Source organism: Methylobacterium sp. AMS5 (assembly GCF_001542815.1).
Classification (GTDB): domain Bacteria; phylum Pseudomonadota; class Alphaproteobacteria; order Rhizobiales; family Beijerinckiaceae; genus Methylobacterium.
The window spans coordinates 3,243,083-3,255,176 of sequence record NZ_CP006992.1 but is presented as its reverse complement, the minus strand read 5'-3'; the positions used below and the strand labels follow the sequence as shown (position 1 = coordinate 3,255,176).

At 69.2% G+C, this 12,094-nt stretch carries 11 protein-coding genes; 8 read left to right on the top strand and 3 right to left on the bottom strand.

The features are described from left to right. Nucleotides 1–26: 26 nt before the first annotated feature. Nucleotides 27–1,073, bottom strand: coding sequence for an acyltransferase family protein (locus tag Y590_RS14595; protein WP_060770492.1), 1,047 nt, complete (start codon nt 1,071–1,073; stop codon nt 27–29). A 252-nt stretch (nt 1,074–1,325) separates the two neighbouring features. Here Y590_RS14595 and Y590_RS14590 point away from each other — a divergent pair, with 252 nt between their 5' ends. Both Y590_RS14590 and Y590_RS14585 read left to right on the top strand, forming a co-directional pair. Further along, nucleotides 1,326–1,790, top strand: coding sequence for a nuclear transport factor 2 family protein (locus tag Y590_RS14590; protein WP_060770491.1), 465 nt, complete (start codon nt 1,326–1,328; stop codon nt 1,788–1,790). Between the two features lie 3 nt (nt 1,791–1,793). Next, complete coding sequence (locus Y590_RS14585) at nt 1,794–2,357, top strand: TetR/AcrR family transcriptional regulator (RefSeq protein WP_060770490.1); 564 nt, start codon at nt 1,794–1,796, stop codon at nt 2,355–2,357. 12 nt (nt 2,358–2,369) lie between these two features. Here the strand turns inward: Y590_RS14585 and Y590_RS14580 are convergent, their stop codons facing one another. Next, entirely contained in the window at nt 2,370–2,612 is a 243-nt protein-coding gene (locus Y590_RS14580; protein WP_060770489.1) for a hypothetical protein, read from the bottom strand. A 285-nt stretch (nt 2,613–2,897) separates the two neighbouring features. Between Y590_RS14580 and Y590_RS27355 the strand changes: the two genes are divergently transcribed. From Y590_RS27355 to Y590_RS14555, 6 genes are all read left to right on the top strand, one after another. Further along, on the top strand, nt 2,898–3,020 hold the full coding sequence (locus Y590_RS27355) for a hypothetical protein (RefSeq protein ID WP_256371246.1): 123 nt from the start codon (nt 2,898–2,900) through the stop codon (nt 3,018–3,020). Nucleotides 3,021–3,113: 93 nt separating this feature from the next. Beyond that, nucleotides 3,114–4,061, top strand: a complete 948-nt coding sequence (locus tag Y590_RS14575) for a glycine--tRNA ligase subunit alpha (RefSeq protein WP_060770488.1) — start codon at nt 3,114–3,116, stop codon at nt 4,059–4,061. A 3-nt stretch (nt 4,062–4,064) separates the two neighbouring features. Then, nucleotides 4,065–4,508, top strand: a complete 444-nt coding sequence (locus tag Y590_RS14570) for a DUF3828 domain-containing protein (RefSeq protein ID WP_060770487.1) — start codon at nt 4,065–4,067, stop codon at nt 4,506–4,508. A gap of 144 nt (nt 4,509–4,652) precedes the next feature. Then, nucleotides 4,653–6,533 carry a PhoX family protein gene (locus Y590_RS14565; RefSeq protein WP_060770486.1) on the top strand — a complete coding sequence of 627 codons (1,881 nt, stop codon included), beginning with the start codon at nt 4,653–4,655 and terminating at the stop codon, nt 6,531–6,533. Between the two features lie 155 nt (nt 6,534–6,688). Continuing rightward, entirely contained in the window at nt 6,689–8,779 is a 2,091-nt protein-coding gene (gene glyS / locus Y590_RS14560) for a glycine--tRNA ligase subunit beta (protein WP_060770485.1), read from the top strand. A gap of 347 nt (nt 8,780–9,126) precedes the next feature. Then, entirely contained in the window at nt 9,127–10,230 is a 1,104-nt protein-coding gene (locus Y590_RS14555; RefSeq protein WP_286161749.1) for a helix-turn-helix transcriptional regulator, read from the top strand. 12 nt (nt 10,231–10,242) lie between these two features. Here Y590_RS14555 and Y590_RS14550 read toward each other — a convergent pair whose 3' ends face one another. Then, nucleotides 10,243–12,060 (bottom strand): cation:proton antiporter domain-containing protein, encoded by a 1,818-nt coding sequence (locus Y590_RS14550; RefSeq protein ID WP_060770483.1) that lies wholly within the window; start codon nt 12,058–12,060, stop codon nt 10,243–10,245. Nucleotides 12,061–12,094 lie beyond the last annotated feature (34 nt).

Genomic DNA, 12,094 nt, shown 5'->3' with positions numbered 1-12,094 from the left:
GACGACCGCCCGCCGGGGTGGTGCTTCTACGCCCCGGCTGCGCCGAGGTCCCGAGTATCGGGTAAAGGTGATTGGGTGACCTTCTCTCCTCGCCGAATCTTTCGGCGCAGGGGCTCGACCCAGCGCTCGTTCAAGGCCGCCATGAAGGTGGCGACCACCAGCGAGGCGAGGATCGCGGCGAGCGCGAAGCCGGTTCCCCGCGCGTCGGTCCCGAAGAAGGCCAGTGCCACGGCGAAGCCGACCAGCCAATGGGACAGGAAGGCGGGGTAGGCCAACTCACCCAGATATCGGTCCAGGGCCTGCAACACCGCCGCCGGGCGCCAGTCCGCGAGGGCGGCAATGAGAGCGGCGCCGATGATGCTGTTGAGATAGAACCCTTCGAGTCGGGCGTAGTCGTCGGAGAGAATCCAGCCGCCGCCGACCGTGTTGGCCAGCCACAGCAGCAGCAGGGGAAGGATCGCCCGGGGCGGGACCCTCAGCCGGTTTTCCCTGCGCTGGAAGTAGATCAGGGCACCGATCGAGAAGCCCAGGGCCGCGGAATGCGGACTGAAGTAGCGGATGTCCCAGCCGCTTTCATCGAGGAAGCTCAGGGTATGGAATGCGACTGCGGCTGCGAACATCAGGGCGGCGTAGGATTTCCGGCGCGCGCATCCGAGCGCGAGGTAGATGTACATCAGGATTTCGACCGCGATGGACCACGCCGGCATGACGACGCGGAACGCGTGAGCCCAATTCATCATCGGCAGCAGGGCGAGATTGAGCCACAGTTCGTTGAGGTTCGGGGCCGCCCAGTCGCTCGTGAACCGGGCCGTCTCGATCGGCAGGACCAGAATGGTGGCGAGCGTCGCCATCAGGACCAGATAGTAGAGCGGCAGCAGACGCAGCGCGCGGTTCGCCCAGAATCGCTTCAAGTCGAAGGCGTAGACCTCATTCAACGCGGCCGTGATGGCAAAACCGGACAGAATGAAGAAGACGCGGACGGCATAGTAGCCGAAATGCTTATAGTACACGTCTCCGGCGAAGTGGCTCAGGATTACCGTGATAGCCAGAAAGAGGCGGAGTGCTCCGAACATGCGGGTCCCGAGTGTGCAGTGGTCTCGCCGATATTATGGCCGGAAGCTCGTAACTAATCTGTTATAGTCCTGCGCAGTGGTGGATGGACTGGCTTTTTGATCCGATTTGTCTGTTTGGAGGCGCCTGAAGTCGGCTCTGGTCGGGGTTGGCAACAGAGGCCGTGGCGTGCCCTTGGGCCAAGGCTTGTCAGCGAATGCAGATTATTGTACCGATCGGTTCAAGTCGTACCTATCAGTCAAGAAAGGTCCGCCATGTCGCGCCCCCCGCTTCCGCCCTTCACCGACGAGACCGCTGCGCAGAAGGCGCGCATGGCGGAGGACGCCTGGAACAGCCGCGACCCGGAGCGCGTCGCCCTCGCCTACACCACCGATAGCGTCTGGCGGAACCGCGCGGAGTTCGTGAAGGGGCGCGAGGAAATCGCCGCGTTCCTGCGCCGCAAGTGGGCGCGTGAGTTGGAGTACCGGTTGATCAAGGAAGTCTGGGCGCATCAGGGCAACCGGATCGCCGTGCGCTTCGCCTATGAGTGGCGCGACGACAGCGGCCAATGGTTCCGTTCCTATGGCAACGAGAACTGGGAGTTCGACGAGGCGGGCCTGATGCGTCGCCGGATCGCCTCCATCAACGATCTGCCGATCACGGAAGCTGACCGGAAGTATCACTGGCCGCTCGGCCGCCGCCCCGACGACCACCCGTCCTTGAGCGATCTGGGGCTGTAGGGCGTGGCCCGTACCGTCGCCGAACGGTCCGACGTGCTGCCGATGCTCGCGGAGGTCTTTCGCGAGCACGGCTACGAGGGCGCGAGCCTGTCGCTGATCTCGAAGGCGACGGGTCTCGGCAAGGGCAGCCTCTACCACTTCTTTCCCGGCGGGAAGGAGGAGATGGCAGGCGCCGTGCTCGCCGAGATCGACGGCTGGTTCGAGGCCAACGTCTTCCGCCTCCTGCGGGAGGCGGAAGACCCCGCGGCGGCCGTGGCGGCAATGTTTGCGACGGTCGCCGACTATTTCCGCTCCGGCCGCCGGGTCTGCCTCGTCGGGGCCCTGAGCCTGAGCGATGCCCGCGACCGTTTCGCGGGCCGTCTCAGAGACTACTTCGCCCGTTGGGTCGAAGCCCTTGCCGAGGCGCTGGAACGAGCGGGACATTCCTCGGCGTCGGCCGGCATGCTCGCCGAAGAGGCCGTCGGCGGCATCCAGGGGGCGGTGGTGCTGGCCCGCGCCCTCGACCGGCCGGACGTGTTCGAGCGGATCCTGGCGGGATTGCGGGCGCGATGCCTCGCCCACCCCTGAGCCGTTTTCAGCTCAGCGCGCGCAGCCGGCCGGGGCGGCATAGCCGGAATAGACCACCCGGACCTTGCGGGCGCAGGTCTCGGCGGCCGGCATGGTGGCAACCGGCGCGATCTCGACGGGCGTGACTGCCACCGTCTTCTCGACGATGCCGCTGCCATCCTGCGTGGCGAAAGCGTTCGAGGCGCCCATCATGAGCGATGTGGTGACGAGCGAGGCCGCGACGAGGGCGGCGAAAACAGTCAAACCCGTGCGCATGATCTGTCCGAAAGTGTTAACCGCTCACCGCGAGGGCGGGAGCGTGGCTGTTCATTTGGGGGCTTAACTTGGCAGAAACCTTTGCCGTTCCCGCGATGCGACCGCGATCTGCAAAATGATGTGCCGGGGCGCACCGGGGCATCGCCGCCGGCCCCGTTCGGCCTCTGGCCTCGTAAATGCCGGCCGGCGTCCCATATGAAGGAGACCCTCCGCGCAATCCCGTGCTTTGGGCGTTTTGCGGAGACCGATATGGCTTATTCTTCGGATAAGGGGGGCGCACGCCCCGTGTCAGCGACCGACTTCAACGACCGCGTGAAGCAGTTGCTGGCGGACAAGCCGGCGATCCAGGCCGTGCCGAAGGACCGGACGGCCAAGCGGAACTTCACCCGCTCCGCCCCCCGGGCCTAAGAGGATTACGGGGGCGGAGTCGGCAGCAGCTTGCTTGACACCCCGCCCCCCGCTCTTAAACGGTCCGGCAACTTCCCTCCTGTCGGACCATCCATGCCGAGCGACGCCGACCTTTCGCCCACACGCTCGTTCCAGGGCCTGATCCTCACCCTGCAGCGCTTCTGGGCGGCCAAGGGTTGCGTGATCCTCCAGCCCTACGACATGGAGGTCGGCGCCGGCACCTTCCATCCGGCCACGACCCTGCGGGCCCTTGGCCCGAAGCCCTGGAAGGCGGCCTATGTGCAGCCCTCCCGGCGGCCGAAGGATGGGCGCTACGGCGAGAACCCGAACCGGCTGCAGCACTACTACCAGTTTCAGGTGATCCTGAAGCCGAACCCGCCGAACCTTCAAGAGCTCTACCTTGCCTCGCTGGAGGCGATCGGCGTCGATCTCAAGCTCCACGACATCCGCTTCGTCGAGGACGATTGGGAGAGCCCGACGCTCGGCGCCTGGGGGCTGGGCTGGGAGTGCTGGTGCGACGGGATGGAGGTGAGTCAGTTCACCTACTTCCAGCAGGTCGCAGGCTTCGAATGCGCGCCGGTCGCCGGCGAGCTGACCTACGGCCTGGAACGCCTCGCGATGTACGTGCAGGGCGTCGAGAACGTCTACGATCTCAATTTCAACGGCGGCGAGGGTGACGAGAAGGTCACCTACGGCGACGTCTTCCTTCAGGCCGAGCAGGAATATTCGCGGCACAACTTCGAGGCCGCGGACACGGCGATGCTGTTCCGCCACTTCGCCGACGCGGAGAAGGCCTGCCGCCTCTACCTCGAAGCCGGCGCCCCCGAGAGCGAGGGCGCGCACCACCGCATCGTGCAGCCGGCCTACGACCAGTGCATCAAGGCGAGCCACGTCTTCAACCTGCTCGACGCCCGCGGCGTGATCTCGGTCACCGAGCGTCAGAGCTACATTCTGCGCGTGCGCGAGCTGGCCAAGGCCTGCGGCGCCGCATGGCTGAAGACCGAGGCCGGCGGCCATTCCGGTGACCGGGCGGCGGCCTGAACGATGCAGCGCCGCGCCGTCCTGGCCCTAGCCCTTGGGCTGCTCGCCGGTCCCGCCTTCGCGCAATCCGCGACCGACCCGGTGGAGACGGTGCGGGCCTTCTATGCGGCGGACGACATCAACGCGGTGCGCTTCTACGCCAAATCCCTGCGCGCGCTCTACGAGCGCGACCAGCGCGAGGCCAAGGGCGAGGTCGGGCGGCTCGGTTTCGCCTTTCACGTCAACGGCCAGGACACCGAGCCGGGTTTTGCCAAGTCGCTGGCGCTCGCCTCGCTTTCGAACGAAGGCGACCGGGCCGAGGTGCGGGCGACCTTCCGCAACGGCGGGCCGCAGGAACTGCGCTACAACCTCGTGCGCGAGGCCGGCGCGTGGAGGATCGCCAACGTTCGCTCGCTGAAGGGCGAGACCTGGGATCTCGTCGCCATCCTGTCGGCGCCGCTGCCATAGAGCATCGTCCCGAAAGGTGGTTTCCGGCTTTCGGAAAAAAGACGATGCTTGAGCGCGCCGCCGCGCACCGAACCCTCCCGTCATCGCAGCGACATCGGACGGGCGTAGGCGCGCCGCCTCACGAAGGTGGATGAGACGCGCCCGATGTCCGACACGCCCGACGCTCCGACCCTCGATGCGGTGATCGCGCAGCGCTTCTCCCGGCGCGACCTGATGCGCGGCTCGCTGGCCGCCGCACTCGCCGCGGGAATGGCGCCGCAGGCTGTCGCTGCCGATGTCTCTGCCTTCGACTTCCCCGAACTCACCGTCGGCGTCGATGAGCATCTGCACGTGGCCGAGGGCTACGAGGCCAGGCCCCTGCTGCGCTGGGGCGACCCGCTGTTTCCCGATGCGCCGGACTTCGATCCGCGCAAGCAGAGCGCGCGGGGGCAGGAGCGTCAATTCGGCTACAACAACGACTTCGTCGGCTTCATCCCGCTCGACGCGGCGGGCCAGCGTGGCCTGCTCGTGGTCAACCACGAATACACCAATGCCGAGCTGATGTTTCCCGGCCTCGGGGCTGCCGACCGCAAGGGCGTGATCGCCGCCCTGAGCCCGGAACAGGTTGCGGTCGAAATGGCCGCCCATGGCGGCTCGGTGGTCGAGATCGCCTGCGAGGCGGAAGGCTGGCGCCCGGTGATCGGCTCGCCCTACACGCGGCGCATCACGGCGGAGACGCCGATCGCCCTGACCGGTCCGGCGGCGGGTCATCCCCGCCTCATGACCGAGGCCGACCCGAGCGGCCGGCGCGTGCTCGGCATGATCAACAACTGCTCCGGCGGTGTCACGCCCTGGGGCACGTGGCTCTCGGGCGAGGAGAACATCAACTACTACTTCTCCGGAGTTCTCCCCGCCGGACATGCGGAGGCCGGCAATGCGAAGGCGATCGGCCTGGGCAGCCCGCAATATGCCTGGAGCCGCTTCCATCCGCGCTTCGATCTCGCGCAGGCGCCCAACGAGCCGAACCGGTTCGGCTGGGTGGTCGAGATCGATCCCTTCGATCCGTCCTCGACCCCGAAGAAGCGTACGGCGCTCGGCCGGTTCAAGCATGAGGGTGCGGCGGGTGCGCGTTCGCTCGACGGGCGCTACGTCGTCTATCTCGGCGACGACGAGCGCTTTCAGCACGTCTACCGCTTCGTCAGCGAGGGCCGGGTGCAGACCGAGCGCGCGGACAATGCCGACCTTCTCGATTCCGGCACGCTCAGCGTGGCCCGGTTCGCGCCCGATGGCACCGGTCGCTGGCTGGCGCTGGTGCACGGCGTGAACGGGCTCGATGCGGGCAACGGTTTCGCCAGCCAGGCCGACGTGCTGATCGAGACCCGCCGCGCTGCCAAGAGGCTCGGCGCCACGCCGATGGACCGGCCCGAGGATATCGAGGCGAACCCGCGCACCGGCCGCGTCTACGTGATGCTGACCAACAACGGGAAGCGCACCGCCGATCAAGAGGAGCCCGCCAACCCGCGCGGCCCCAACGCCTTCGGCCACGTCATCGAGATCGTCCCCGACGGCACCGACCATGCGGCCGAGACCTTCCGCTGGGAGGTGCTGGTGCGCTGCGGCGACCCGGCCAAGCCCGAGGTGAAGGCGAGCTTTTCCGCGCTCACCACCAAGAACGGGTGGTTCGGCATGCCCGACAACTGCACCGTCGACGGGCGCGGCCGCCTCTGGATCGCCACCGACGGCAACAACCGCCGCGCCACCGGCCGGGCCGACGGCATCTGGGCGGTGGAAACGGACGGCCCGCGCCGGGGCACTGCGCGCCACTTCCTGCGGGTGCCGGTGGGCGCCGAGATGTGCGGCCCCTGCTTCACCCCCGACGACGCGACCTTCTTCGTCGCCGTCCAGCATCCCGGCGAGCCCGACGAGGAGGGCGCCCTCGGCTCCTACGAAAAGCCCTCGACCCGCTGGCCGGATTTTTCGCCCGATCTGCCGCCGCGACCGTCCGTCGTGGCGGTGCGGCGGAGGGGGGGCGGACGGATCGGGTGACGGGACCGTCATCGCGAGGCGACGCCGAATCGATCCGGAGAAACCGCGTCCCTGGGCTGCTTCGCCGACCCGCGCGATGACGATGGGGCGGCGGTGACGGATGGGGGCAATCTCCCGTCTCGACGCGGCCCGAGCGGGCGGCTATTCCCGCGCGCATGCCTGACCTTCTGCTCGAACTCCGCTCCGAAGAGATCCCCGCGCGCATGCAGCGGCGTGCGGCCGAGGATCTGAAGAAGCTCGTCACCGACGCGCTGGTCGAGCGCGGTTTCCTCTACGAGGGCGCCAAGGCCTTCGCGACGCCGCGGCGGCTGGCGCTGCACGTCGCCGGGCTTCCCCCGCGCGGCGAGGCCGTGCGCGAGGAGCGGCGCGGCCCCCGCGTCGGCGCGCCGGAAGCCGCCGTGCAGGGCTTCCTGAAGAGCGCGGGGCTCGCGAGCCTCGATCAGGCCACCACGGTGACCGATCCGAAGAAGGGCGAGTTCTATCTCGCGGTGATCGAGCGGCCCGGCCGCGAGACGCTGGACGTGCTGGCCGAGATCCTGCCGGGTATCATCAAGAGCTTCCCCTGGCCGAAATCGATGCGCTGGGGCGCGGCCTCGGCCCAGCCCGGCTCCCTGCGCTGGGTACGCCCGCTGCAATCGATCGTCGCCACCTTCGGCCCCGAGACCGAGACGCCGGAGGTCGTGCCGTTCTCGGTCGACGGCATCACTGCGGGCACGGTCACGAGCGGCCACCGCTTCCTCGCGCCCGCGCCGTTCGAGGTGCGCCGCTTCGACGACTACGTCCAGGCGCTGGAGCGCGCCGACGTGATCCTCGACGCCGACCGGCGCAAGGACATCATCCTGCACGACGCCAGGGATCTCGCCTTCGCCCGCGGCCTCGACCTCGTGGAGGACGAGGGCCTGCTGGAGGAGGTGGCCGGGCTGGTGGAGCGGCCGGTGGTGCTGATGGGCTCGTTCGAGGAGCGCTTCCTGGAGATCCCGGCCGAGGCGATCCGGGCGACGATCCGCGCCAACCAGAAGTGCTTCGTGCTGCGCAAGTCCGGCTCGGACGAGCTGGCGCCGGCCTTCGTGCTGGTCTCGAACCTCATCGCCTCCGATGGCGGCGCGGCGATCACCGCCGGCAACGAGCGCGTGGTGCGGGCCCGGCTCTCGGACGCACGCTTCTTCTGGGAGACCGACAAGGCGACGAAGCTCGAGGACCGCCTCCCCAAGCTCGATTCGATCGTCTTCCACGAGAAGCTCGGCACGCAGGGTGAGCGCGTCGCCCGCATCGCCGCGCTGGCACAGGAAATCGCACGGCTGGTGGGGGCCGACCCGGCGCTTGCCGAGCGCGCGGCCCGGCTCGCCAAGGCCGACCTCGTCACCGAGATGGTCGGCGAATTTCCGGAATTGCAGGGCCTGATGGGCCGCAAGTATGCGGCGCTCCAGGGCGAGCACGACAGCGTCGCCGCGGCCATCGAGGAGCACTACAAGCCGGTGGGCCCGAGCGATCGCGTGCCGACCGACCTGGTCTCCATCGCCGTGGCTTTGGCCGACAAGCTCGATACGCTGGTGGGTTTTTGGGCGATCGACGAGAAGCCGACGGGGAGCAAGGATCCGTATGCGCTGCGGCGGGCGGCCCTCGGTGTGATCCGCGCCGTGATCGAGCGATCGCTGCGTCTGTCGCTGGCATCCCTTCTGGCGGGTCGCTTCGCAACCGAGGGGTCCGCCCGCACCGCGGACCTCCTCGCCTTCTTCGCCGACCGCCTCAAGGTCTACCTGCGCGACCAGGGCGCTCGGCACGACCTGATCGACGCGGTGTTCGCCCTGCCCGGCCAGGACGACCTCCTGCTCGTCGTCCGCCGTGTCGAGGCGTTGGGCGCGTTCCTCAGCACGGATGACGGGAAGAACCTGCTCGCCGGCTTCAAGCGCGCGGCCAACATCCTGCGCATCGAGGAGAAGAAGGACGGCCGCGCCTACGACGAGGCTCCCGATGCGGCGCTGGCCGCCTCCGGCGAGCCGGAGGAGCGGGCGCTCGGCGAGGCGCTGGCGGCGGCCCGCCACGAGGCCTCCGCGGCGGTGGCGGCCGAGGATTTCGCCGGGGCGATGCGGGCGCTCTCGCGGCTGCGGGCGCCGGTGGACGCCTTCTTCGAAAAGGTCACCGTCAACGCCGACGACCCGGCTCTGCGCCAGAACCGGCTGCTGCTCCTCAACGCGCTGCGCGCGGCCACCCGCGAGGTGGCCGACTTCTCGCGCATCGAGGGCTGACGGGACGGATCGGTCGGGTCGGCGCTCCGGCCCGGCCTCTCGGGGCTCGGCGGGGCGATCCGGGCTTCGCACCGGTATTCGTGCGTGAGCGTTACATTTCCGCCGCAAGTCGTGAGGCAATCTAGGAGCGAAGCCTCAAGATCTTGAACTGTGGCTCAACGGCAATCGTCGCTTGTCTTGAAATATGCTTCAGATCCGGGTCCGTTCCACCCGGAGCGCCTTCCGTCGAAGTGGTTGCCAGTTCGGCCAAGGAAGGCGCATCACAACGAGGGTCCGGAGGCGCCGACCTGAGGGAATCGGGTCGACATCTCTCATGTCGGTCGATGCCCGGTTTCGATCCTCTCGCCTTGATCGACGCGTGTTACGCGGCGGCCGTCGAACCCGAGACGTGGTCTGACGCGCTCGACGGGATCGCCGATGCGGTCGGGGCCCGCGGTGCGGTGATCGTCTCGCACGATCCCGCGCGCACGGCGCAGACGCTGGCCTCCGAGCGGATCGCCGACGTGAATCTCGATTACGGCGTCGGCGGCTGGTGGCAGCACGACACGCGCATCCGCCTCGGCCGGGAGCGCGGCATCATGCGGCCGGGCACGGTCACGGTCGATGAGATGTACCTCACGGCGGAGGAGAAGCGCGCCGATCCGTTCTTTCAACACTTCATCGACCGGCACCGCCTCGGCAACCTCTGCGCCTATGTCGGGGCCGATCCGATGGACCGCCACACCCTGTCGTTCAGCGCCCCGCGCGATGTGCGCAAGGGGCCGTTCGAGGGCGCCGAGATCGAGCGGCTGGGCCTCGTCGGCCCGCACGTCATCCGTGCCTTCCGGCTGACGGCACTCGTCGGCGAGATGCGGCGCGAGGCGGAGGGGCTGACCTCGGCCCTGGAGCGGATGCGGGCCGGCATCGTCGTCCTCGATGCTCGCGGCCGGGTCCGTCTCGTCAGCCCCGTGGCGGAAAGGTTGGCGGCGGGCTACCTCGCCCTGCGCACCGGTGCCGAGCCGGAGGCCGCAGAGCCCGCCGACGGCGCGCGTTTCGACAGGTTCCTGGCGGATGCTCTGCCGGTGCGGATAGGGCCGCGGCAGGACACGATCCTCCTGCGCCGCCGGGGCGGCGGGCGCCCGCTCTATGTCGAGGCGCTCCCCTTGCGCGGGGCCGATCCGTTTCCGGTGGCCGGCGCCGGGCTCGGCGGCGGCGTGGTCCTGCTCCTGCGCGACCTGCTCGCGCCGAGCACGCGCCCGATCGAGCCGCTGCTGGAACAGCTCGGCCTCACCCGGGCCGAGGCGCGGGTCGCGGCGCTGGTCGGCCGGGGCGCGGCGCCGCGGGAGGTGGCCGAGCAACTCGCCGTCGGCGAGAGCACGGTCCGCAGCCAGCTCAAGGCGGTCTATGGCAAGCTGGCGATCCGTCGGCAGAGCGAGCTGGCGGTCTTCATCACCCGTCTCGACAGCCTCTGACGATCGAGTTCCCTATTCCGGCTCGTCCCGGCGCTGGCGCAGTTCGGGGGCGGGCTGCTCCGGTTCGGCGATCGGCGTGCCCTGGCTCTCCGAGCGGCTCGAATCCACGAACAGCCGCGCCTCGCCCTCGCGCACGCCGAGGCTGCGCAGGGCGTAGGTCATCATGCCGAGCGCGAGTTCCCGCTCGGCCATGAGAACGAGGCCGACACCGTCCTCCTCCAGCCGGCGGCGCTCGCTGTCGCTATGGGTCCGCACCACGCTGTCGATGCCCGGATTGGTCGCCCGTGCCTTGGTGAGCAGCCGCCGCGCCTGATGCGGGTCGGGCGTCGCGACGACGACGAGGCGGGCGGAGCCGATATCGGCGGCCTCCAGGATTCCGGGCGCGGTGGCGTCCCCGAACACCGCCGGCACGCCCTGGGCGCGCAAGTCCTCGACCCGGCGCCGGTCACGCTCCACCACCACAAAGGGCAGGTTCCAATCCTGCAACGCCTTGCCGATGGCGCCGCCGACACGGCCGTAGCCGATGATCACCGCGTGGCCGCTCATGCCGGGCGCGGCCGCGTTCACCGGCAGTGGGCCGGCGGCGCGGCGTTCCAGGCGGCGGCGCAGCTCCGGCCGCTCGCCGAGCCAGCGCGACACCCGGGCGGCGAGGGCGAAGAACAGCGGGTTGAGGGTGATCGACAGCAGCGCGCCGCCGAGGATCAGGTCGCGCCCCTCCTCCGGCAGCAGCTTCAGGGAGATGCCGAGACCGGCCAGGATGAACGAGAACTCGCCGATCTGCGCGAGGCTCGCGGCGATGGTGAGCGCGGTGCCGACGGGATGGCCGAAGGCGAGCACGATGGCGATGGCCGCGAGCGACTTGCCGAACACGATGACACCGACGACGCCGAGGATCGCGAGCGGCTCGCGCAGGACGATCCCCGGATCGAACAGCATGCCGACCGAGACGAAGAACAGCACCGCGAAAGCGTCCTGCAACGGCAGGGAATCGGCCGCTGCCTGATGGCTGAGATCGGATTCGGCGAGCACCATCCCGGCGAAGAAGGCGCCGAGCGCGAACGACACCCCGAACAGCTCGGAGGAGGCGTAGGCGATGCCGACGGCGCTCGCCAGCACCGCCAGGGTGAACAGCTCCCGCGAGCCGGTGCGGGCGGCCAGCCCGAGCAGGTAGGGAATGAGGCGCCGCCCGCCGACCAGCATCACGGCGATGAACACGCCGACCTTGGCGAGCGTCAGCCCGAGCGTCACCCACAGGCCGTGCTCCGGCGGGCCGTGATGGCCGGCGGCCTGCATCGCCTCGCCGCCGAGTGAGGGCGCCAGCGCCGGCAGCAGCACCAGGGCCACCACCATGGCGAGATCCTCGACGATCAGCCAGCCGACGGCGATGCGGCCCTTGTCCGAATCGAGAAGCCCCTGCCCTTCGAGCGCCCGCAGCAGCACGACGGTGCTCGCCACCGAGAGCGCCAGTCCGAAGACGAGGCCCGCCCCGGGCCCCCAGCCGAAGCCCCAGGCGAGACCCGCCCCCATGGCCGTCGCCACCGTGATCTGCACGATCGCGCCGGGTAGAGCGATGGTGCGGACCGCGAGCAGGTCACCGATGGAGAAGTGAAGTCCTACGCCGAACATCAGCAGGATGACGCCGAGTTCGGCGAGCTGGCTCGCCAGCGCCGGATTCCCGACGAAACCTGGGGTGAACGGGCCGATGGCGATGCCGGCGACGAGGTAGCCGACGAGCGGGGGAAGCCGCATCCGCTGGGCCAGCATGCCGCCGAGGAACGCGCAGACCAGCCCCAGCGCGATGATCGAAATGAGTTCGGTGGCGTGCTGCAACGCGCTTCTATCCTCCTGGGGCAGGAGCCGGCCC